We start from the raw sequence: 22727 nt of genomic DNA on the forward strand, positions 1-22727 counted from the left end.
CCAAGGACATTGTCCCATTAAGAATGATAATGATTAAAAAAAAAAAGAAACCAAAATTAAGAATAAAGACAGGGAAAAAAATAAAAAACCATTTTGGCCAATAAGTATTTGATTCTAAACCCGTGAAAGGAAGCCAATAGCAATACGACAAAAAGAAGACATTTTTATAAAAAAAGATTATTAAATCACTTTAAATATTTATTCTAACTCAATTAAAAATCACATCGTGCTTTGCCAAGTGTAACTACTATACCGGGACAGCACATAAAAAAGACCGAATGAAAATAGACGCATTAGTTGCCAGCAAAGAAAAAACCGCTACATTAAATGGGTTTACCCATGGCGAAATAGGGGACGACCACCTATCTACTGGATTAGAAACTCCCATGAAATCCGAAGCATTTGCCTTGTCGGATTCCGAGAAAAAGGAGCGTATAGCCCAACTTTTCCATGAAATTATGGATGTAATGGGGCTGGACCTTACGGACGACTCCCTAAAAGGAACTCCAGAACGGGTTGCTAAGATGTACATTGATGAAATATTTTCCGGACTAAATCCCGAAAATAAGCCCAAGGTAGCTTTGTTTGATAACAAATACCAATACAATCAAATGCTGGTAGAAAAGAACATTACCTTCTATTCTAACTGCGAACACCATTTTGTACCTATAATAGGGAAAGCCCATGTGGCCTACATCTCTTCGGGAAAGGTAATTGGTTTGTCCAAATTGAACAGAATTGTTCAATATTATGCCAAGCGACCTCAAGTACAGGAGCGACTTACCAATCAAATAGCGGAAGATTTAAAACAAATATTGGGCACCAATGATGTTGCTGTCATTATAGACGCCAAGCATTTATGCGTTTCTTCCCGTGGTATCAAGGACGATACCTCTGCAACGGTAACCTCCTTTTACGGAGGTGCATTTAGCTCCCCAACAAAAATAACAGAATTACTCAACTATATAAATCAATAACTCATGGATATCATTGAAGAAGCATTGGAATTTGAACAAAGAAAACTAAAGTCGCTTTCAACCAGTGACAGAGTAGAGATCTCGAGAAAAGCCAAAACCTTGATCTTAGGCCTGAACGAAATCTATAAGCGAAAAAAAGATGATCAGATTATGGACATTATGAAGCGTTTAACAGCCATAAAACGCAAAGTAGAGAAACGATTGAATGGAAAACATTTGATGACCAATATATAATCTAACCTCGATGAAAACATTGGTCATAATTGGTGGTAGTAAAGGAATAGGTTTGGCAATTGTACGGACAATGTTACCTACCCACAAGGTAATTAACATAAGTAGGTCCAGGCCAGAAGTTGAGCACAGTAACCTCACCCATTTCGATTGTGATATACTTCAGGACAATTTGCCAGACATATCCGCCATGGATACCCTGGTTTATTGTCCTGGCAGTATTAACCTTAAACCAATTGGCCAACTGAATCTGGAGGATTTTAGGGAAGATTTTGAAATTAATGTGTTGGGAGCAGTAAAGACCATAAAAAAATACTTGGACGTCCTAAAGAAGGGTACTTCCCCTTCCCTGTTGCTCTTTAGTACGGTGGCTGCTAAATTGGGTATGCCCTACCATGCCAGTATTGCTACGGCAAAATCGGCTGTGGAAGGCTTGGTAAAATCCTTGGGAGCAGAACTGGCCCCTACCCTTAGGGTAAATGCCATAGCCCCAACGGTAACCCATACGCAATTGGCCTCAAAATTGCTTCGTAATGATAAAATGATTGAAAATATAAAAGAACGGCATCCTTTAAAAAAATACCTGGATCCCCAAGAAGTAGCCCATATGGCCCAGTTCCTAGTTTCAGAGAAAGCCTCCGCTATATCAGGACAGGTATTTGAAATGGATTGCGGTATTGTTAGCTTTAAAATTTGAGGTCATAGTGGCAATACTCAAATGGGATGTTGCCAATTGGCTAAACTAACAACAATACTTCTATTTTATTGAAAGCATATTTTTAAAATTACTTCCCAAAACTTTTACCTCATTGGAGGGGAACAAAGCAATAATAAGTTAAATTAACACCTATATTGGCCGCGTTGTTTATTGTATTTGAACTACTTTTGTCTTTTATAAAAAAAGAGAAAATAGTATTCCGACCAATCGGAGAATCGAGGTCACACCTTACTCCATTTAAATGCACTAAAAACTCCCCCTAATACCAAATAAGAAATAGCTCAGGGTAACATCTTTGCTGTTTATATATGTTTAACCTGAGAGCAAATTCTTACTAAACCATAAGAAATTGAACAAGCCTAAGAGCAACCGGAAAGTACAGGAAGAATACAACAAAATCTTTATTGAGCAGGCGCCAACGGCCATTGCCATGCTTGATAACGATATGAAGTACATTGCCGTCTCGCAACGCTGGCTAAAGGATTATAAATTGGAGGGGCAGAAAATTATTGGTCGCTCGCACTACGAAATCTTCCCCGAAATAGGGGATGATTGGAAAGAGAACCATAAGAAATGCTTACAAGGCGAAATAAATAAATGCGATGAAGCTCCCTTTAGGCGGGCTGACGGTTCTGTACAATGGATTTATTGGGATGTGCGCCCCTGGTATATTACTGATGGTAGTATAGGCGGGCTCATTATGCACACTGGTGATATTACACACTTAAAGGAAAAAGACCTAGAAAAAAGCAGGATAGAAGCCATCTTGGAAAAGACCAATGAGGTTGCCCGTATAGGGACCTGGGAATTTAACATAATAAAAAATGAAATCTTCTGGAGTAAAATAATTAAGGAAATACACGAAGTACCCGAAGATTACAAACCAAATTTTGAGGAGTGTCTACTATTTTTCAAGGAAGGGGAGAGCCGTGAAAAAGCAGTTAACGCCACCAACAATGCATTAACCAAGGGTACCCCCTTTGATCTGGAATTGGAAATAGTAACCGCAAAAGGCAATAGTCGATGGGTACGGGCCATAGGAAAATCAGAGACTACTGAAGGTAAAACTAATAGACTCTTTGGGATCTTTCAGGATATCAGCAAAATTAAGCTTTCTGAATTGGCACTGGATAGGGCGCATTCCGAATTAAAAGCCATTTTTAATTCCCGGTCCATAGCCATTATCTCTACCGATAAGGATGGCATTATTAAAAACTTTAATCGGGGAGCCGAAGCATTATTGGGATATAAAGCCAATGAAGTAATAGGTGTAAAAAAACCCAGTGTATACCTTCTGGAGGAAGAAGTTAAAAAATTCACAAAAGATATAGCAGAGTCATTTGGAAAAAACGCAGCTAACTTTAACCACTATTCAGACCTAGCCGGTCGGGAATTAAACGATACCAGGGAATGGACCTACATAAGAAAAGACGGTTCCACCTTTCCTGCCCTCTGTACCCTGTCTGCCATTAAAAACAGTGAAGGCCAAAACGAAGGTTTTATAGCGGTATCAACCAATATTTCCGAGATTAAAAAAGTAGAAAACGAACTACTGCGGAAAAACCAAATGCTGAATGTGGCCGAGAAAATAACCATGATGGGAAATTGGCAGTGGGATACCATTACCAATGTGGTTAAATGGTCCAAAAACCTTTATTCCATTTTTGAATTGGATGAAAGTCAGGAGGAATTGACCTATGACACCTATTTTAGTTTTGTACACCCAGATGACCAAAAAGACGTAACAACCATTGTACAGCAATCCATTAAAGATAAAAAATTCCACGACTTTATTCACCGTATCATAACCAAAACGGGAAAAACAAAAACAGTTCAACTTCTTGCTGAAATAATTACCAATGACCAAGGAGAAGTCATAGAGATGATTGGTACCTGCCAAGATGTAACAGAGCAAAAGATGGCAGAAAAGAAATTTAGGGGCCTTTTGGAATCTGCCCCGGATGCCATAGTCATCGTTAATGCGACAGGAAAAATACAGCTCATTAACAAACAGGCAGAAAAATTATTTGGGTACCAAACGGAAGAATTACACAATAAACCGGTAGAAATCCTTATTCCAGCAAGGTTTACGACCAAACATACAGATGATCGCAAACGTTTTTTCCTCACTCCAAAGACAAGGATAATGGGAGAAGGTAAAGAATTGTACGGCCTGAAAAAAAATGGAAAGGAAATACCCGTTCAGATAAGTTTGAGTCCCCTTCATACCGAAGAAGGGCTATTGGTATCGGCCGCGATACGAGATATTACCAAACAGAAATTGGCCGAGCAAAAAATTATTGAGTCCAAAGAAAACTTGGAGATCATTGCCGAAAAACTAAGGCACCAAAATAAACAACTTGCAGACTTCACCCATATCACTTCCCACAACCTACGTGCGCCGGTAAGCAACCTAAATGCTCTGCTATCCCTATACAAAGAAGGAACAAATGAAGTGGACAAAAACGATTTGTTCAACAAATTTGAAACTGTAATCCACCATCTTACCTCTACTCTGAACACCCTTATGCTGGCCTTGAAAATAGAAAGTGAGGATTTAGAGGAAGATTTGGAAACTATTCGTTTTGAGGACATCCTACATAAAACAAAAGAAATTCTAAGCGGTGAGATTATAAATTCAGGCAGCGTGATAGATAGTGATTTCTCCAAATGTCCAAAAATTAAATATAAAAGGATATATTTAGAGAGTATTTTCCTAAATCTAATTGGCAATGCCATTAAATATAGATCACATTTGCGTACTCCTGAAATATGTATCGAATCGGCCCTAACCGATGAAGGAAAAGCTGTTTTAACATTTAAAGACAACGGCTTGGGAATTGACTTGGAAAGACACGGACATAAATTATTTGGTCTAAACAAAGTATTCCACAGACACCCTGATGCCAAGGGTGTTGGATTATTTTTAACCAAAACACAAATTAAAGCAATGGGTGGCCATATTTCGGCAACCAGTAAAGTAGATGAGGGAACAACCTTCACCATAAATTTTAATTAACACAATATGCGTACACTAACCAAAATATGTATTGTTGATGATGACGACATTTATAGATTTACTATAGAAAGAACATTGGAATCACTAGAGTATTCTACAAAGACCATGGCCTTCTCGGATGGGGAACAGGCCATTAACTTTATATCGGACCATCTTAACGAAGATGCTGAACTTCCAGATATTATCTTCTTGGATATAGACATGCCCGTTATGGATGGATTTCAGTTTATGGAGGAATATGAAAAAATTAAATCCAATGTAAGTAAAGACATGATTATCTATATGGTGTCTTCCTCCTTGGACCCCGTAGATATTGACAGCGCTAAAAAAATATCCTCAATTTCGGATTATATAGTTAAACCCATAAGTTCTGACCGATTAAAATCCATATTGGAAAATTTAAACTAAACCTCTTTAATAGTCTATACCATAATTCTTTTACCCTAAAAAAATCACGGCCATAACAGTGGGACAGATGATTGGAATTACAGGCCAAGTTATGACAACTTTATGCCAATGGTCAATCTACTTCAACAACAGATTGAGGTTGTGAACAACCAGCCTACACTATCATAGGATTAGGGTAGGCTATGCCCTGCCAATACACTAAAAAATACAATAGGCAACCAGGAAACTCCTATTTAGCTGGCCCTGCATTCATATTGGCCACTACCCACCTATAAAAATCCCCATAAAACTTAAATTTATGGGGATATCACCTTCAATATGAAGTAATTGCTTAAACTAAAAATTCTTATGCATTTAATAGTGCTTTTAATTCCTTAGCTGCTTCGGCAGGATCCTTGGCCCCATAAATGGCCGCTCCAGCAACCGCCACGGTTACCCCAGATTGTTTTACGGCAGTAATACTACCACTATTAACGCCACCAGCAATAGATACGGGAACTCCAGCCCTTTTAGCCTCATCTATTAGAACTTGTATGGAATATCCAGCCTCTGCCTGTTCGTCCAAACCGGCATGCAATTCTACAAATTCGGCACCCAGGGAAATGGCTTCCTGTGCTCGTTTTACTCTATCCTTTACACCTATAGTATCAACCACAACTCCTTTCCCATGGGCCAACGCAGATTTTACTGCTCCAGCAATGGTTGAATCGCCCGTAGTGCCTAAAATGGTGATGTAGTCCGCTCCGGCCCCAAAAGCCATATCGGCTTCCAATTCCCCGGCATCGGCCGTTTTAAAATCGGCCAAAACCAGCTTATCAGGAAAGGCCTCTTTCATTTTTCTAATTCCGGATAAGCCTTCACTTTTAATAAGTGGGGTTCCTAATTCTATTATGTCTATGTAGGGTGCCACTTTTGTTGCCAATGCAATGGCATCTTCTATTTTTAATAAATCGATTGCTACTTGTAATTTAGCCATAGTATTCTATTTAGATTAATTTATATTTATGAAATGTTATAATTTGCTTTTGCTATTCCATGTTGGCATGACGTTTCCATAATTCAGATGCCTCACTGCCATCCGTTTCCCATAAAGTTTGTATTAGGGCGTCCAAAACCAACAGCAGGGATTGCTCAAAAAGACTACCGGCATATTGTTTGGAAATATCCTCATCACGTTCCTGTTTCTGGGCTGCAGGAATAATCACAGAATAATTGGCCGTGGTCCCTAAGGGAGAATTGCCATCGGTAGTAAAGCACAGTACTTTGGCCCCCACTTTTCTGGCCGTTTCTGCAGCTTTTACAATTCCGCTTGTTGTCCCTGAACCAGACCCGGCCATAAGAAAATCTCCTGCACTTATTGCAGGGGTGGTGGTCTCCCCTACCACATATACCTTGTACCCAAGGTGCATCAATCGCATAGCGCCGGCCTTCATCATAAGCCCAGTACGCCCCGCACCCATTACAAAAATAGTTCCGGTCTTGGTCAGCGATGTTAGCATAATGGCAATTTCCTTATATTCAATAGCACCTATTGTTCTTTGGTTCTCTTCCATAATGGTATTGATTGCTCTTTCAATACCCTGGGCCAGCTTATTTGCAGCTATAACGTTCATAGACTATTTAACTTGAAACTTTTATACGATCAAAATTCTGTGGCAAAGATAAGCTGGCAGTGCATCAAGGAACTTATACTATTTGATAGATATATGGTACAATTTGCCCTTATGAATTAAATTGATGGTGTTATTCACTATTTTTGTGGTATAATTTGGAAACAGGCTCTTAAATGATTGGTTTTAACTTTTTAAATCCCTCCTGCCTGGAATCAATACATCAAATTTATGCTTAGTAACGAGGTATTATATATTAGGGATTTAGGAAATTGTCCTCCCGCTTATTTAAATGACCCGGCAAGGCGGGACTTTTTTGAGATCGTTTGGTTGCGAAACGAAGAAGCGTTACATGTTCCACAACATGATTTTCAGACCTTAAAGGGAAATTGGATTTATTTGATTCCCCCCTATAGAGTACATCAATTAAACAAATCCGGCAAAAATGGCGTTCTAATTTCCTTTAAACAGGAATTATTGGAGGGGGATCTAAAAGAGTTCTTATTGGACGTCTTTAGGATATTCAATATTCAGGGGGAGTTTTCCTGTTTACAGGTAGACGAAAACAGCTCCAATACCTTGGTTGCCGTATTTAAGTTGCTCCAGGATGAGTACAATCAAAAGACCATCAATCTCATTATGATGAAAGCTCTCCTAAAGGTCTTCCTACTAAAATTGATACAACTGAAGGAACAGCACTTTACCTTGCAGGATATTAATGAAAAGCGAGTGTACGAGTTTATGCTACTACTAGAAATGAACTATCAAGAAGAACGAAACGCCAAGTTTTATGCCGAGAAATTGGGAATTAGCGCCAAACGATTAAATCAAATATTAAAAGAAAAATTGAGTAAAACAGCTGTGCAGATAATCCATGACCGTTTAATTCTGGAAGCAAAACGACAAATGATCCACAGCGAATATACGATTAAGGAAATAGCCTATAACTTAGGATTTAAAGACCACTCCTACTTCAGTCGCTTTTTTAGAACCCATGCAGGACAAACGCCAATAGCGTTCCAGAATAAGGCAAAAGAGCATGTTGCAACACATGATAATACCTTGTACAGTTAGTCTAACAAGCTAGGTACCCATGGGCACAGGGATGTAAAAAATACGGGATTTATAACATTTTGCACCGTCGCAAACTCAATAACGCCCAACTATGGATCTATCCTGAACCAATTAAGAAACACAAATGTATCCGTAGAATCTCATTGCCAACCTGCCTTCCGGAGGCCGGAATAAAGGCATTCCAGGAACAGTTCAGAGGCCTTAGAAACCCAGAATACAAGCTGTTTAGAGCAACGCAATACTTACATACATATCCGAATACCAAAAAAATGGACTTGGTCCATGATAATTTAATTTAAAAGTGGAAGTTAAGGATTGTATTTATAGATAAAATATTGCCAAATAAACTTAAGTATCCAACCAACAATGGCTCTATATACGGGAACAATCCCTACATGTGCCGGTTAAAACACAATTTACATTTTCAACCAAATATTCATCCGGAATGGTAAAATTAACTTCTACCGGCAGGCACTCGATAGTTTCGCATCTTAGACATCTAAAATGAAAATGATGACTAGGTTCTTTATTATCCTCACATTTCACACATAAGGCAAAATATTGTTTGCCATCCTCCGCAACCACCCTATGTACAATGCCGTCGTCGCAAAAACGGTTCAAAACACGATAGATAGTAGCCCTATTGATATCAATGTCTATCTTCTGCTCAATGGCATCTTGACTCATCGCTTTCCCGGTCTTTGACAATACCTCCAAAACAGCTTCTTTGGTAGGCGTATTCCTTCTTTTTTTCACATTAACGCGATTTGTTCGCAATTATTTATTGCGATTGTATTGCAATATTACAAAATAAAGATATATTTGCAAGGCAAACTAATGCGACACCATTGCATTAAAATTTAAAGTTATGGAGAATCAAGCTTTTGAAGTGATCATTATTGGTGGAAGTTATGCGGGCCTTTCTGCGGCATTAAGTCTTGGTAGATCTTTGCGAAAAGTACTTGTTATAGACAGTGGCAAAGCATGTAACCAACAAACACCGCATTCCCATAACTTCCTAACTCAAGATGGCAAGACACCCAAAGAAATCTCGCTCATTGCCAAACAGCAAGTAACCCAATACAACACCGTTTCTTTTTTAAATGACCTTGCTGTACATGGGCAAAAAACACCTATTGGTTTTGATATTCAAACACAATCTGACCGAGTCTTTTCTGCAAAAAAAATAATTCTTGCCACAGGAATTAAGGACATAATGCCCAATATAAAAGGATTTTCCGAATGCTGGGGAATAAGTATGATACATTGTCCTTATTGTCATGGCTACGAATACAAAAAAGCAAAAACAGCCCTCTTAGCAAATGGAGAAAGAACATATCACATGGCTAGTTTGATAAACAACCTCACCAAGGATTTAACCATTTTGACCAATGGCCCCATGGATTTCAATGAGCAGCAATTAAAAAAACTAAAAACCAATTCTATTGAGATAAATGAAAAGGAAATTTCAGAAATTGAACACAAAAATGGTCATTTGCATAAAATAGTTTTTAAAGATGGTAGTAAAGAAAGATTCCTTGCCGCCTATGGGCCTCTTCCTTTTGAACAACAAACTTCCATTCCTTTGGAACTAGGTTGTGAATTAACAGAGGACGGTCATATCAAAGCAGATTATCTCCAGCAAACTACCGTCCAAGATGTTTTTGCCTGTGGGGACAATTCCAGCCCTATGAGATCAATAGCCCATGCTGTAGCCACCGGAAATATTGCGGGTGCCATGGTCAATAAAGTATTATCCGAAAAACAATTTTAAACAAGTTTTAATGTGTTTTACCTTTTCACGGCAAAGATCCCAAATGAAATTCTGGCAATTGTTGGCACTGCAACCCTTGAGAATAACTATTCAGGATTAAAAATTAGTATCAACCTAGAACCTAAAATTATTCACTACCCCGTAAACTCAAAATATATTGGGTTAAAATAGAAAGAATGCAAGTCAAGGGTTTTAAGATATTGGCTCATAATCCAATTTAAACATGGATATGCCAAAAGATAAATTACACTCCAAACAAATCACTAAATGACTGGATTCTGGGAAAAAAGCTTTAAGAAAAACCAAGAAATGTGGGGTCTAAAGCCGGCAAGATCAGCGCTGTTGGCAAAAGACCTTTTCAATGAAAAAGGAATACAAAACATTCTTATTCCAGGAATGGGCTATGGTAGAAACGCCAAAGTATTTAAAGAAAATGGTTTTGATATAACCGGAATTGAAATATCTAAAACAGCCATTGATATGGCAAGAAAGTATTTGGGTCATAATATGACGATCTATCACGATACAGTAAGTAATATGCCCCTAGATTCAGGAAGATATGGAGGGATTTTTTGTCATGCCTTGGTTCACTTATTGGCCAAAGAAGAAAGGAAAAAACTAATCCTTAACTGTTATGACCAGCTCCTTGAAAACGGATATATGATTTTTACGGCCATAACAAAAAAAGCATCGAATTTTGGAAAAGGAAGACGTATAGGCAAGGATCGCTATGAGTTTCACCAAGGCGCCAAACTATTTTATTACGACGAATTTTCTGTACAAGAAGAATTTAGTGAAGTAGGACTTTTTAAAGTAGAAGAGATCAATGAGGACCAACCACTTTACTACATCCAGTGCCAAAAAAACAAAAGCTTAAAATAGAAAATAAAAATATGAAAATTAAGAATAATACCTTGGACATCATAGCCTTATCTAGCTCCCTAATATGCGCCTTACATTGCGTTGCAGCACCAGTAGTGCTTTCTCTCGCCACATTTAGCAGTATGCACTTTTTAGCAAATCCAATAATAGAAATAATATTTATTGTCCTAGGCCTCGTCTTTGTCCTTACTTCCTTGTGGCCCAGTTATAACAAAATTCACCGTAAATTAAAACCCTTGCAATTTGCTACTTTGGGATTTATATTTATTGGTTTGGCTAGGCTCCATTTCACAGATTTATGGGAAATAAGCAATACCATCATTGGCACCTTATTGGTTTCCTTGGCGCACTATTATAATTGGAAACTTTTAAGGTTCAGAGTACATCACAAGCAATAATTTTAGTTAAGATTATTTTAACACCGTATTCTCCTTATTTTAGTATGTTTGCATTTGATGAAAAATAGTCGTCTAAAAAATAATATCAGCATTCTGTTCCTTGCTCTTTTCCTCACAATGAAGATGGCAGGGCTACATGTGCTTTCCCATACGGACGATAAGGAGCATGCCTTGCATTGTTATATATGTGACCATGCCGTTTCCCATAACTTAACTCCGGCAATTTCACCGGCTATACTGGATTATGGTATTAAAAACACAGAATTCTCTTTACAAATAGAGAAAGCTGAAATTTACCATTTCCTTGTTTCCAGTACTATTGCACCAGACCAACTCTTTTCCCGTCCCCCTCCAATTTTACTATAAGTTTCCTTTGCACTTAATTCTTTCTAATATTCTTATTTAACTCCAATTCTTTATAGTTACACCTATTTCGTAATTGAGAGCGGTATATAGGTTATTAAAATAATCGCTATTTAAAGTTAAAGAAGTGGCTATGCCACTGTCTTATCGCTATCGCTTAATATCAAGAAGTTATAATAAATTTCCCATAGAATTATTTGCATAGGTTTTGTAATCACCCCTCCACGGGGAATTGTCCAAACTTATTGTAATAAATCATGATTCATAAAGTACTGAGCGCATGGCTATTTTTTAGCCTATGCTCTATGGTATTTGCACAGGATTCTTTTCAAATTAAAGGATTAGTGATAAATGCCAAAACCCTACAGCCTATAGAAGGTGCCAATGTTATTGGTAAAGGCTTATTTTCCATTTCATCCTCAACTGGGACATTTACCATAGAGAATGTGGCCCGTGGTACACGGTCCTTAACCATTTCCCACATAGGCTACTCCTCCAACATGGTTACTATCAAGGTGGGACCAAAAATGGACTCGCTAACAGTTGCCCTAAAGGAGTCTGCCACACAGCTCCAAGAGGTAGAAGTCAACGGTAAATCCAAAAAAAGGCAGAACCAGGAATACGCCGCTGTGACGCACACAGTCTCCAAGGATTTTCTTGATAAGAACAGGGAGAACAGTCTAATGCAGACCTTGAAGAACATACCCGGTGTAAGCACCATCAATATTGGTTCTGGGCAATCTAAACCAGTAATCCGGGGCTTAGGTTTTAACAGGGTAGTTGTAGTCCAAAACGGTATAAAGCATGAGGCCCAACAGTGGGGCAATGATCATGGATTGGAAATTGACCAGTATGGGGTAGAAACAGTGAAGATTATAAAGGGCCCTGCTTCATTGCAATATGGTTCCGATGCCATTGCAGGGGTGGTAGATATACAGGCATTAAAATTGCCATTACAAAATTCACTAAAGGGAGAACTAAACTTATTAGGCGAAAATAACAACGATTTATTCGGGGTTTCGGCAGGCATACAGGCACGTAAAAACAAGTGGTTTTATCGCGGCCGATTAACCTATAGGGATTTTGGTGATTACAAAGTACCAACAGACAAGATCAATTATGAAAATTACGTCTTTGAACTACATGACAATAATTTAAGAAATACTGCCGGGCGGGAAGCTGATGCAAGTTTTGGGATCGGTTATATTTCAGACAACATAAAGTCCGAAACTACTTTCAGTAATGTAAATGCTAAAAATGGATTTTTTGCCAATGCCCATGGCTTGGAGGTCAGAAGCTCCAGCATTGATTACGATAATTCCAACAGGGATATCGATTTACCTTATCACAAGGTTAACCACTTTAAAATTACAAACAATACCTCCATTGCTATTGGAGAACATCACCTTCAATTGGATCTGGGATATCAAAACAATCACAGAGAAGAACTCTCCGAACCCGTCCCCCATGGATATATGCCTACGCCACCTGATAGTAAGGAACGGATATTTGATAAGAATACCTATGCCTTAAATATAAGGGACTCTTTTAGCCCCAATGAAAGACATGATCTTACCACCGGTGTAAATTTGGAATATCAAGATAATAACATTGGAGGATGGGGATTTCTAATTCCTGCGTATAACCGTTTTACCATCGGGGTCTTTGCCTATGACCAATTTGAGCTCCATAAAGATCTACATTTATTGGGCGGCTTACGCTATGATTATGGGGTACTGGACAGCAAATCCTATTATGACTGGTACCCCACTACGGTGAACAACAGTGACGGATCTACATCCTACATCTATATGCAGAGGGCGCAAAACAAAACCCTCGATTTTGGCAATATCAGTGCCTCCTTAGGACTAAGTTATATACATAATACCACTACCTATAAAATTAATCTAGGAAAGAGTTTTAGAATGCCTCTGGCCAACGAACTGGCCTCGGACGGGGTAAACTACCATATGTATAGGTACGAAAGGGGAAATCTAGATCTTGACCCTGAATCATCCTATCAATTGGATCTGGATATAGACCATACCACTGCTGCCTTTAGTTTTGGTGCTAGTCCCTTTGTAAACCTTTTTGAGAATTATATCTATCTCAATCCCACCTCAAATTATTATGAAACCCTCCAAATATATGAGTATACCCAGAGTCAGGTATTTAGGGTTGGAGGAGAGATTAGGGCAAGTACCACTGTATTAAAAAATCTGCAATTGAATGCTTCTGCAGAATACGTTTATTCAAGGCAGACAAGTGGACCTAAGAAAGACTTTACACTTCCGTTTTCACCCCCCTTGTCGGGACTTTTCTCAGCCAGCTATCAATTCAAAAATTTTCTCTTTTTCGGAGAACCAGAAGTAAAGGCCAACTATAGGATTACGGCAGCACAGAATGAAATAGTGCCTCCCGAAGAAGTAACGCAAGGATATCAGGTGTTGAACATGGCTTTTAGCAGCAAGTTAAGCCCTTTTAAAAGCAGCATGCCCGTTGAAATGCGGGTAAAACTCAACAATGTATTCAATACCCATTACTATGACCACAGCAGTTTTTACCGTTTGATAGATGTGCCAGAACCCGGCAGAAACCTATCCATCTCATTGACAGTACCTTTTTAATAAATAGTAAACATTAATTAATAACAATTAAAATTAAACACATGAAAACAAACATTATGAAAGCAAAATTTAAAACACTTGCCATTGTTGCATTTTTAGGACTCTTTTTACACTCCTGTAGCACTGACGACGACAATACAACCGATGTAGCGGCCCCGGTAATTACAAATTTCGAATTTGGAGAGGGTAGTGAACATTCTACGGAACCATTTGCCTACAAAGGGTCCGACCTTCATCTGGAGGCAGAAATAAACGCAGAAGGAATTGTTAGTAGCATATCCATAGACATTCATGCCGATGATATTGAGGTTGGAGACGGCGAAGTTGAATGGGATTATGAAGCTACCTATACAAAAGACTCCTATCTGGTAATTAACCCAACGTTCCATGAACATATCGACATTCCATCCAACATTCCCGCTGGTGAATACCATATAGAACTGACCGTCACAGACGAGATGGGAAATAGTACAGAGATTGAGGGACATCTGGAAATTTTGGATCCAATCACTATAAGTGACTTTCATATGGATACCACCGTCGCCAGAGGAAGCGATTTTCATGTAGAATTCATGATCAATGCGATTAATGGTATACATAACATTACCGTGGATATCCATGGACATGATCTAGCAGTTGGTGAAGGGGAAGTGGAATGGGACGAGGAAGTAATTTTTGAGGACGGATTCCATGAAGAGACCGAGGCTGAATTCCACAAACATATCGATGTTCCTGCTGATGCCCCTGCCGGTGAGTATCATGTCTTATTCACCGTTGAAGATGAAGATGGTAATACAACAGCGTATGAAACCCATATAGATGTTACCGTTTAAGAATACCATAACCTTACCGCATGTCATAGAGCCATTTTATGACATGCGGTTTAAAATTTACATTATGAGCTTTTCAACAAAATACATTTTCATTCTATTTCTGAGCCTTGTTTTCACTTCTTGTACTACCGATGACAACACTAAAAAAGACGAACAGAAACCAACCATCAGTATCAATTATGACGAAGGGTTTCCCCAAGGCTGTTCCCAACTTGTAAGAGGGGAAACTTATTCTTTTAGGGCGATGGTCACAGATGATGTGGAATTGGCCTCTTACAGCTTGGATATACATCACAATTTTGACCATCACACTCACGATGATCAAGAAGGGAGCTGTAGTTTAGATCCTAAAAAAACTGCCACGGATCCATGGATATTTATTGAAAATTATTCTATTGAAGATGGATTGACCACCTATGAAATAAACCTGAGCCTAACGATTCCCAATGATATTGATACTGGGGACTACCATTGTTCATTTTCGGTAATAGATGAAACAGGGTGGCAAAGCAGGACATCGGTAGATATAAAAATTATAGAATAACAATTCTATTTCTAACATGAAAACAACCTCGGCTCTTAAAAAACTAATAATGGCAGCACCTATTGTACTCCTATTGCATTTAACTTCTGGCAGTTGGGATGACCACTAAATTAGATTTCTCCAACCCACCATATCAAGGGTTGCGATTGGACTTAGTATAAATGAAATTGGGGTCATTGGTAGGGATTTTCACCTAAACGCCGAGATTGTAGCGGGTGATAAGTTAGACCTGGTCCAGATTACTTCTAATACTATCAAAGGTAAGAACTATACCGGTTTCTGAAGTTTTAAGCTGAGCCGGGATACCTTCAGTGATCCTGTTCTGGGGTCGGTGCTCAAGAAAATCCGATACAGCCTAACGGCTGTACGTATTTTTTGTTATTCCCGGCTTAAGAGTCTCGGTGTAAAAAAGAACCTCCTTAATGCAGGATTACCTCCTTGCGTCAGGTGGACCGGCAGCTATGTTATCGCAGGGAATTTTAGGCTATAAAAAACCATTTTAGCCAAATAAATTACCTCGCTTGTCAATAAGTAAATCAATGTCTACATCAAACTTTGAGTTTTGCCTTTTCTGATAATAAACATGACTTAGTTCACGCGTAAACTTTTCCAATTCTTCCGAAACCCCATAGAGCTTCCGAGAAAACTCTTTTATCTCTTTTTCACTTAGATCTGTGTCAATTATTAAACTGGTTAAGCTCATCATTGTAGTAACAGGTCTACGCATAACATGACTGATATCGTACAGAATCTGCTCTATGAATGTAATATAATCAATAAGTGGAGTAATGTCACCTGTTGCTCCATACCATACTATTTTTCCATTTTTATCCTTTTCAGGAATTGCCTGCATCCACCGCCATCGGACTTGTTCATTTACGACTACCCTATATTGCACACTAATCAATGCCTCTGTAAGATATGCCTCTTTCATGGCATTATTAAATTTAGTCTTATCATCATCATGCAACAACCCCCTGAACATTTCAGGGTGTCTTAGAGCTTGTTCAATATCGGAATCATAGTTCAAGATGTCTTTTCCGCTGTTCATAAATAGTACTTTAGTACTTCCCTTTTCATCTATTTCAAACATATAGGTATTAGCAGGAACCTGACTAGTAATTTTCCTTAATAATTGTTCACTTTCCTTAATTTTTGTTTCCCCCTCTTTGCGTATTGTTATATCATGATGAATAGATAAATATTGATAAATATTCCCATTGTCATCAAAAAATGGGACAACAAAAGTGTCTACCCAATACAGTGAGCCGTCTTTAGCCTTGTTACAAAACTCTCCCCTAAAAGGCTTACCTTCTTGCATGGCTACTTTTAGATCTAAGAAATAATCTGGCGGATGAAGACCAGACATGATAATACTGTAGTGTTCACCCTCTAAATCGTCTGACCTATATTTGCTGGCTCGACAAAAATTTTCGTTCACAAACGAAAAACAACCATCAATATCTGTTATACTGATACTAGCAGCGACGTCCAGAGCATATTTGTAATCTTTCAGTTCTGCTCTTTTCTCCCTGTGCTCCAAATTAACTTTAAGCATTTCTACCAACGTGTTAAGAAGATTGTGCTCCTCCTTCAAAAAAGGTATTTTATGTTTATCCGACTTGGATTGCGAATAAACTACCTCTATACTAACTTTAGATTCTTTGATAGTTTTCATCTCAACGAATAACGCGTTGTTGGAAGGCATGTAATTGGGTGTGACATATTCCTTATTATCTACACAAATACGGGCCGATGTAATCTCTGGATACTGCCAACCCATTGGAATAACTTCAACCAATTCCTGAAAAAGTTGATCAGATGTCACGTCTAAATTTTGTAAAATATGGCTCGCATTATATAGAACTTTCAATTCTTTTACCCGCTCTCCAAGATCGTAAACAGATTGGTCTTTTATTTTTTCAGCCACTTCCCTCTTTTGGATTTCATTTTGAAGTGCAACTAAACTGGTACTTAGATGGTGGGTAGCAAAATATTGTATTGCAGCTGCTAAGGAAATAGGAAGAACTAATGCCACACCCCGTCCAATTGGGGATCTAACAAATTGTACTTCGGGCAAGTTGCCGTTTGCTTCAAGCAGAGCCAGCCCAAATGTTACTGCTATACATAAAACAGCCATTATAATACCCTTTTGCCTACCAAGCAAAAAACCAGTCGTTAATACAATAGGGATATAATTCGCAATGCCAGGCAAAATAGTTCCCCCACCGGTATAAGCTAGGTTAGTAATATGTAAAAACATACAACACGGCAATACATACGCGGCTATTTTGGTATGCCCGAAACGATTAAGCCCCAATGTCAACAAACCTATACCTGACACGGTTAATATAATAGAAACCCATCTAAAAACCGATGCCGGGGCATATATGATAATCCCTCCTACCATTACAAGAGTGTTTACAATTATCCATATCCAGCTAAGTTTAACAACTAACTCGCTTCGAAATTCATTTTCATTGTTACTGCAGGAGTACATTTTTACTTTAATTTAATTATTTTAAGAATTTGGAAGCTTGATCCGAAAAACTAAGAATATATGACGCATAATACTTTAGAAAAATCTTCTTTTTTATTCGTCATTAAGTTGAAACATGAGTGAGGTCCATTTAAGCCATAAATCCGTAACGCACGAATGGTAATACACTTCCTTAAAGCACCTACCAATTTGTAATTGGATTCTTGATAAATAAAAGAATCAACATAAGTCCGCTGCCCCCTCTATTAGTTATAAATAAGTCTGATAGAAGAATTTGGTTATCTTAGTGGGTTGCTTATAAACGATCTATAGGTCCCAATATCCCTGTCACAGAAATAAGTTCTAAAATATATACGTGTCATAATTTAGAGGGGATAAAGACAATTAAGGTATCGCTATTGAAACCTGCTCTCCCTTAATTTTTTAACAAAAATAATACTTTTTCTGGAATACCCCTCTTGCATGCAGTATTACCTCCTTGCCCTCGGTGATCCTGTTCTGGGGGCGGTGCTCACGAATATCCGACACAGCCTAGCGGCTGCACTTATTTTTTGTTTTCCATAGCTTAAGTGCCTGACAGTACTAAAATGACCCACTTGTTTGGAGGATTACCTCCTTGCTCTCGGTGATCCTGTTCTGGGAGCGGGGCTCACGAATATCCGATACAGCCTAACGGCTGTCCGTATTTTTTGTTTTCCATAGCTTAAATGCCTGACAGTACTAAAATGACCCACTTACTTGAAGGATTACCTCCTTGCTCTCGGTGATCCTGTTCTGGGGGCGGTGCTCAAGAAAATCCGACACAGCCTAGCGGCTGCACTTATTTTTTGTTTTTCCCGGATTAAGTGCCTGACGGCACTATACCGTTAAAAATAAAAAAACCGATCACTTTTGTGATCGGTTTTTTTTGGTCGGGGTGGCAGGATTCGAACCTGCGACCTCCGCGTCCCAAACGCGGCGCGATAACCGGGCTACGCTACACCCCGAAATGGTTAATAACCACCTCAACAATACTATTTTTAAAAAAGCGGAGAGACAGGGACTCGAACCCTGGCGACAGTTACCCGTCGACAGATTAGCAATCTGCTCCGTTACCACTCCGGCACCTCTCCAATAATTTTAAAGATCGCGCACTAAAAATGCGGTTGCAAATGTACTTTTTCATTCACAAGAACGCAACATTTTTTTGATATTTTTTTGATTAAATTGAAACTATATCCATATCTCATTCAGCATCAACCCGTTTAGAACCTAAAAAAACAAAATGCCTTATCCCAACTAACCCACTATTCCGGGTATTCTACCCGCAAATGGTAAATATTGACCAGTTTTTGCTTAAGAACCTTTTTTACCGCTTCTATTTCCTTAAAAGTAATATTGGCATTCAAAAATTGTTCTGCCTTTATTTGCCCCTCTATAATCCGCTCTACAAACTCATCAATCACAAGAAAAGTAGGGTTTTTTAAACTCTTTGAAGCCGCCTCTATCGAGTCGGCCATCATTAAAATCGCCGTTTCCTTTGAAAATGGCACGGGGCCGGGATACCTAAAGTCCTCCTCGTTTACCTCCTCATCCATGGCCTGTTGTTTCTTGTAAAAATAAAAGACCAATGAAGTGCCATGGTGCGTCCTAATAAAATCTATTACCCTATCTGGCACCTTATTTTTTCGCGCTATTTCTATACCGGCAATAACATGGTTTATAATTATTGACGCAGCCTCTGTTGGCTCTAGATCATCATGAGGGTTTACATTGGTTATTTGATTCTCGGTGAAATAAGTGGGATTGTTCATCTTTCCTATATCATGATATAAGGCCCCTACCCTGACCAACATAGCGTTGGCCCCAATTTCATTGGCGGCAGCTTCGGCCAAATTGGCCACCTGTAGCGAATGATGAAAAGTCCCTGGAGCCTTGTTAGACAGCTCCTTTAATAGCTTAGAATTGGTATCCGACAACTCCAGCAAAGATACATCCGAAACCAATCCAAAGATTTTCTCATATATATATATCAGCGGTTGAACAAATAAGGTTATCATACCGTTCAACAGAAAGAAACCGAACGCCATCCATTCCACATCGTCCAAATTGCCTTCGTGAATCATATGAAAGGCAAAATAGCCTATAATGTAAACTAGGGTTATTTGGCCCACAGAAATAAATAGATTGGCCCGCTTGTAGAGTTCAGAAACCGACAATATGGTTACAATACCCGCTAAGGTTTGCAGAAAAATATATTCAAAACTATTGGGCACCACAAACCCCAGTATCAATACCGTTAAGACATGCACAAAGAGGCCCAGCCTTGGGTCAAAAAAAGTTTTAAGGATCAAAGGCAAAATACAGAGTGGGACCACAAAGACATAGGCTACATTGTACTTTACCACCATTGTGGTCAAAAAGACCATGATAAGGATATTGACCACAATAAACGTTACCTTGGTATTGTCCTTAAAGATGTCTGGACGATATTTCTTGAAAAACAAGAACAACATCATTAATACCATGGCCACCAAAACCGTATAGCCAAAGAGTATATAATATTGATTACTGGCTTTCCATAGTTCGGATTCATATTCACTTTTCAAGGATTCCAACACCCGCACATCCTCGTCTTCCACCACTTCCCCTTTGGCAATAATAAGTTTCCCTTCATCCACATTGCCCAAAGTGTAGGAAATCTTGGAGTACTCAGATTCCAACTCCTTATTGGTAAGATCCGCATCAAAACTTACATTGGGCTTAATAAGATTAAAGAACAACTCCTGAAAGGCAGATTCATAAGCCGTTAACCCATGCTGCGCAAGCTTTTCCCTTATTACACCTTCTACATCGGATAAACTATGGATATCCTTAAACTGCAACTTTTTGGCCTCATTGTTTTTAACCAAATACAGACTGTTCTTGGTATTCCTCCTCTCTATTTTAGACAGTATACCATTTTCATACAAATCTGCCACTACCTCCTTGGCTACCAATCTAACCCGGTTAAGTTCAGCACCACTAAGATCTGAAGCACTAAAGGCCATCTGCAGTTCTTCCTGTAGTAAACTATCTACCTCCTGTACAATTTCAGGATCATAATAGTAATATTCTATATGATTGTTCTTTACCTTCTGCCGTTCCTTGGCAATCTCTGCCTCACTCTTAATTACAGAAAAATCAAAAGGAGCATAGAAATTGTTATACTGCCAAGGTTTTCCCTTTTGGAATTCATACTTGAACTTTCCACCACGGGGAAAGAAAAAGACTATAAAAAAAACAGTTAGTACATATAAGAAATACTTGTAAACCAAGGAATGGTTCTTATATAGGCTATCCAAAAAATTACGCATACGTGTAGTATATATGATCAAAAATAGAAAAATATTAACTTATAACGGGACTTTAAGCAATTTAGGGAGTATTATAAGAATGCCTTCTTCCATTTTTGGATTCTGCTTACAACTAACTATTGTTGCCGTACCCTATATCTAGGTGAACTATTTACAAAAAACTTGGATTATTCCACTCTTCCCCACCTCATTGCACTATTATTTATTAATTTCGCAAAGAATAAAAAATGAACATGATGAAAGAGGTTGTGATCGTTTCTGCAGCAAGGACACCTATTGGAAGTTTTATGGGAGCTTTATCTACCATTTCCGCTCCCAAACTTGGTGCCATAGCTATAAAAGGTGCGTTAAATAAGATTAAATTGGACCCTTCCATGGTAGACGAGGTACTCATGGGAAACGTTGTACAGGCGGGAACCGGACAGGCACCTGCCAGGCAGGCGGCCATTTATGCCGGTATACTCAACACGGTTCCCTGCACCACAATCAATAAGGTTTGTGCCTCGGGAATGAAATCGGTAATGATGGCAGCCCAATCCATTGCCCTTGACCACAACAGCATAATAGTGGCCGGAGGCATGGAAAACATGAGCCTTATCCCCCATTATGTCCACTTACGGAATGGTCAAAAATTTGGTCCCACCACGCTAATAGACGGTATGCAGAAAGACGGACTTGTAGACGCCTATGACCAACAAGCCATGGGCACCTGTGCCGATGCCTGTGCCACAAAATATAATTTTAGCAGGGAAGAACAGGATAATTACGCTATACAATCATACAAGAGATCTGAGGAAGCTTGGAAGATCGGTAAATTTGCAGATGAAGTTGTACCCGTAGAAGTCCCCCAACGAAGAGGGGAACCCATTATGGTCACTGAAGACGAGGAGTACAAAAACGTAAAGCTCGATAAAATTCCACATTTAAGACCTGCCTTTTCCAAGGAGGGCACCGTTACGGCCGCCAACGCTTCTACCATAAATGACGGGGCTGCGGCAATGGTATTGATGAGCAGTGAAAAAGCCAAAGAACTGGGGCTTACCCCTTTGGCCACCATAAAAAGCTATGCCGACGCTGCCCAGGAACCAGAATGGTTTACCACGGCTCCTGCCAAAGCACTCCCCAAGGCCCTGGCCAAAGCGGGTCTTAGTTTGGCAGATGTAGATTTCTTTGAGTTTAACGAGGCCTTTTCCGTTGTAGGCCTAGCCAATATGAAAATTCTCGGGCTAGACGATAAAAATGTAAATGTGAATGGTGGAGCGGTTTCACTAGGCCACCCCTTAGGCTGTTCAGGAGCTAGGATCATTATTACATTGCTCAGTATTCTAAAACAAAACAATGCAAAAACCGGAGCCGCAGCCATATGCAATGGTGGCGGTGGAGCTTCGGCCATAATTATTGAAAGAAATAAATAAGTTCTTGTAAAGCAAGCCC

At 39.0% G+C, this 22727-nt stretch carries 19 protein-coding genes and 2 tRNA genes; 14 read left to right on the forward strand and 7 right to left on the reverse strand.

Going from position 1 to position 22727, the window contains the following annotated elements; all coding sequences use genetic code 11:
- The first annotated feature begins 278 nt into the window (after positions 1-278).
- The 5 genes from folE (at position 279) to EHW67_RS09995 (ending at position 5353) form a co-directional block, all read left to right on the forward strand.
- Positions 279-977, forward strand: a complete 699-nt coding sequence (gene folE / locus EHW67_RS09975; protein ID WP_126162244.1) for a GTP cyclohydrolase I FolE — start codon at positions 279-281, stop codon at positions 975-977.
- Between the two features lie 3 nt (positions 978-980).
- Complete coding sequence (locus EHW67_RS09980; RefSeq protein WP_126162245.1) at positions 981-1211, forward strand: hypothetical protein; 231 nt, start codon at positions 981-983, stop codon at positions 1209-1211.
- Positions 1212-1221: 10 nt separating this feature from the next.
- On the forward strand, positions 1222-1905 hold the full coding sequence (locus EHW67_RS09985) for an SDR family NAD(P)-dependent oxidoreductase (protein ID WP_126162246.1): 684 nt from the start codon (positions 1222-1224) through the stop codon (positions 1903-1905).
- A 370-nt stretch (positions 1906-2275) separates the two neighbouring features.
- The gene (locus tag EHW67_RS09990; RefSeq protein ID WP_126162247.1) at positions 2276-4945 is read left to right on the forward strand and encodes a PAS domain-containing protein; all 2670 of its coding nucleotides are present in this window, start codon (positions 2276-2278) and stop codon (positions 4943-4945) included.
- A gap of 6 nt (positions 4946-4951) precedes the next feature.
- The gene (locus tag EHW67_RS09995; RefSeq protein ID WP_126162248.1) at positions 4952-5353 is read left to right on the forward strand and encodes a response regulator; all 402 of its coding nucleotides are present in this window, start codon (positions 4952-4954) and stop codon (positions 5351-5353) included.
- Positions 5354-5699: 346 nt separating this feature from the next.
- On the opposite strand, the gene hxlA is transcribed toward EHW67_RS09995, so the two are convergent.
- Together hxlA and hxlB are read right to left on the reverse strand one after the other, a co-directional pair.
- On the reverse strand, positions 5700-6329 hold the full coding sequence (hxlA, locus tag EHW67_RS10000; protein WP_126162249.1) for a 3-hexulose-6-phosphate synthase: 630 nt from the start codon (positions 6327-6329) through the stop codon (positions 5700-5702).
- 52 nt (positions 6330-6381) lie between these two features.
- Complete coding sequence (hxlB, locus tag EHW67_RS10005) at positions 6382-6966, reverse strand: 6-phospho-3-hexuloisomerase (RefSeq protein WP_126162250.1); 585 nt, start codon at positions 6964-6966, stop codon at positions 6382-6384.
- A gap of 228 nt (positions 6967-7194) precedes the next feature.
- On the opposite strand from hxlB, the gene EHW67_RS10010 reads away from it, so the two are divergent.
- Positions 7195-8037, forward strand: coding sequence for a helix-turn-helix domain-containing protein (locus EHW67_RS10010; protein WP_126162251.1), 843 nt, complete (start codon positions 7195-7197; stop codon positions 8035-8037).
- Positions 8038-8409: 372 nt separating this feature from the next.
- Here EHW67_RS10010 and EHW67_RS10015 read toward each other — a convergent pair whose 3' ends face one another.
- Positions 8410-8793 carry a Fur family transcriptional regulator gene (locus EHW67_RS10015; protein ID WP_126162252.1) on the reverse strand — a complete coding sequence of 128 codons (384 nt, stop codon included), beginning with the start codon at positions 8791-8793 and terminating at the stop codon, positions 8410-8412.
- A 112-nt stretch (positions 8794-8905) separates the two neighbouring features.
- On the opposite strand from EHW67_RS10015, the gene EHW67_RS10020 reads away from it, so the two are divergent.
- The 7 genes from EHW67_RS10020 (at position 8906) to EHW67_RS10050 (ending at position 15458) form a co-directional block, all read left to right on the forward strand.
- Positions 8906-9811, forward strand: coding sequence for an NAD(P)/FAD-dependent oxidoreductase (locus EHW67_RS10020; protein ID WP_126162253.1), 906 nt, complete (start codon positions 8906-8908; stop codon positions 9809-9811).
- 267 nt (positions 9812-10078) lie between these two features.
- A complete protein-coding gene (locus tag EHW67_RS10025; RefSeq protein ID WP_126162254.1) occupies positions 10079-10693 on the forward strand; it encodes a class I SAM-dependent methyltransferase in 615 nt (204 codons plus the stop codon).
- An 11-nt stretch (positions 10694-10704) separates the two neighbouring features.
- A complete protein-coding gene (locus EHW67_RS10030; RefSeq protein ID WP_126162255.1) occupies positions 10705-11091 on the forward strand; it encodes a MerC domain-containing protein in 387 nt (128 codons plus the stop codon).
- 57 nt (positions 11092-11148) lie between these two features.
- Positions 11149-11457 carry a hypothetical protein gene (locus EHW67_RS10035; protein ID WP_126162256.1) on the forward strand — a complete coding sequence of 103 codons (309 nt, stop codon included), beginning with the start codon at positions 11149-11151 and terminating at the stop codon, positions 11455-11457.
- A gap of 254 nt (positions 11458-11711) precedes the next feature.
- Positions 11712-14081: a TonB-dependent receptor gene (locus EHW67_RS10040; protein ID WP_126162257.1), complete on the forward strand. Its 2370-nt coding sequence runs from the start codon at positions 11712-11714 to the stop codon at positions 14079-14081.
- 41 nt (positions 14082-14122) lie between these two features.
- The gene (locus EHW67_RS10045) at positions 14123-14914 is read left to right on the forward strand and encodes a DUF4625 domain-containing protein (RefSeq protein WP_238389891.1); all 792 of its coding nucleotides are present in this window, start codon (positions 14123-14125) and stop codon (positions 14912-14914) included.
- Positions 14915-14978: 64 nt separating this feature from the next.
- Positions 14979-15458, forward strand: coding sequence for a DUF4625 domain-containing protein (locus EHW67_RS10050; protein ID WP_126162258.1), 480 nt, complete (start codon positions 14979-14981; stop codon positions 15456-15458).
- 499 nt (positions 15459-15957) lie between these two features.
- Here the strand turns inward: EHW67_RS10050 and EHW67_RS10055 are convergent, their stop codons facing one another.
- From EHW67_RS10055 to EHW67_RS10070, 4 genes are all read right to left on the reverse strand, one after another.
- Positions 15958-17868, reverse strand: coding sequence for a PAS domain-containing protein (locus tag EHW67_RS10055; protein ID WP_158285119.1), 1911 nt, complete (start codon positions 17866-17868; stop codon positions 15958-15960).
- A gap of 998 nt (positions 17869-18866) precedes the next feature.
- Positions 18867-18944 (reverse strand) — tRNA-Pro (locus EHW67_RS10060).
- A gap of 42 nt (positions 18945-18986) precedes the next feature.
- Positions 18987-19070 (reverse strand) — tRNA-Ser (locus tag EHW67_RS10065).
- A 174-nt stretch (positions 19071-19244) separates the two neighbouring features.
- Positions 19245-21293 carry an HD family phosphohydrolase gene (locus tag EHW67_RS10070; RefSeq protein ID WP_126162260.1) on the reverse strand — a complete coding sequence of 683 codons (2049 nt, stop codon included), beginning with the start codon at positions 21291-21293 and terminating at the stop codon, positions 19245-19247.
- 236 nt (positions 21294-21529) lie between these two features.
- Here EHW67_RS10070 and EHW67_RS10075 point away from each other — a divergent pair, with 236 nt between their 5' ends.
- Positions 21530-22708, forward strand: coding sequence for an acetyl-CoA C-acyltransferase (locus tag EHW67_RS10075; RefSeq protein WP_126162601.1), 1179 nt, complete (start codon positions 21530-21532; stop codon positions 22706-22708).
- The last annotated feature ends 19 nt before the right edge of the window (positions 22709-22727 follow it).

The organism is Arenibacter aquaticus (genome assembly GCF_003957295.1).
GTDB classification, from domain to species: Bacteria; Bacteroidota; Bacteroidia; order Flavobacteriales; family Flavobacteriaceae; genus Arenibacter; species Arenibacter aquaticus.

What these genes read in the sequence shown, in the direction of transcription:
- folE (WP_126162244.1), top strand. Translation starts at nt 279, where the DNA reads ATGAAAATAGACGCATTAGTTGCCAGCAAAGAAAAAACCGCTACATTA.
- EHW67_RS09980 (WP_126162245.1), top strand. Translation starts at nt 981, where the DNA reads ATGGATATCATTGAAGAAGCATTGGAATTTGAACAAAGAAAACTAAAG.
- EHW67_RS09985 (WP_126162246.1), top strand. Translation starts at nt 1,222, where the DNA reads ATGAAAACATTGGTCATAATTGGTGGTAGTAAAGGAATAGGTTTGGCA.
- EHW67_RS09995 (WP_126162248.1), top strand. Translation starts at nt 4,952, where the DNA reads ATGCGTACACTAACCAAAATATGTATTGTTGATGATGACGACATTTAT.
- hxlA (WP_126162249.1), bottom strand. Translation starts at nt 6,329, where the DNA reads ATGGCTAAATTACAAGTAGCAATCGATTTATTAAAAATAGAAGATGCC.
- hxlB (WP_126162250.1), bottom strand. Translation starts at nt 6,966, where the DNA reads ATGAACGTTATAGCTGCAAATAAGCTGGCCCAGGGTATTGAAAGAGCA.
- EHW67_RS10010 (WP_126162251.1), top strand. Translation starts at nt 7,195, where the DNA reads ATGCTTAGTAACGAGGTATTATATATTAGGGATTTAGGAAATTGTCCT.
- EHW67_RS10020 (WP_126162253.1), top strand. Translation starts at nt 8,906, where the DNA reads ATGGAGAATCAAGCTTTTGAAGTGATCATTATTGGTGGAAGTTATGCG.
- EHW67_RS10025 (WP_126162254.1), top strand. Translation starts at nt 10,079, where the DNA reads ATGACTGGATTCTGGGAAAAAAGCTTTAAGAAAAACCAAGAAATGTGG.
- EHW67_RS10030 (WP_126162255.1), top strand. Translation starts at nt 10,705, where the DNA reads ATGAAAATTAAGAATAATACCTTGGACATCATAGCCTTATCTAGCTCC.
- EHW67_RS10035 (WP_126162256.1), top strand. Translation starts at nt 11,149, where the DNA reads ATGAAAAATAGTCGTCTAAAAAATAATATCAGCATTCTGTTCCTTGCT.
- EHW67_RS10040 (WP_126162257.1), top strand. Translation starts at nt 11,712, where the DNA reads ATGATTCATAAAGTACTGAGCGCATGGCTATTTTTTAGCCTATGCTCT.
- EHW67_RS10045 (WP_238389891.1), top strand. Translation starts at nt 14,123, where the DNA reads ATGAAAACAAACATTATGAAAGCAAAATTTAAAACACTTGCCATTGTT.
- EHW67_RS10050 (WP_126162258.1), top strand. Translation starts at nt 14,979, where the DNA reads ATGAGCTTTTCAACAAAATACATTTTCATTCTATTTCTGAGCCTTGTT.
- EHW67_RS10055 (WP_158285119.1), bottom strand. Translation starts at nt 17,868, where the DNA reads ATGGTAGGAGGGATTATCATATATGCCCCGGCATCGGTTTTTAGATGG.
- EHW67_RS10070 (WP_126162260.1), bottom strand. Translation starts at nt 21,293, where the DNA reads ATGCGTAATTTTTTGGATAGCCTATATAAGAACCATTCCTTGGTTTAC.
- EHW67_RS10075 (WP_126162601.1), top strand. Translation starts at nt 21,530, where the DNA reads ATGAAAGAGGTTGTGATCGTTTCTGCAGCAAGGACACCTATTGGAAGT.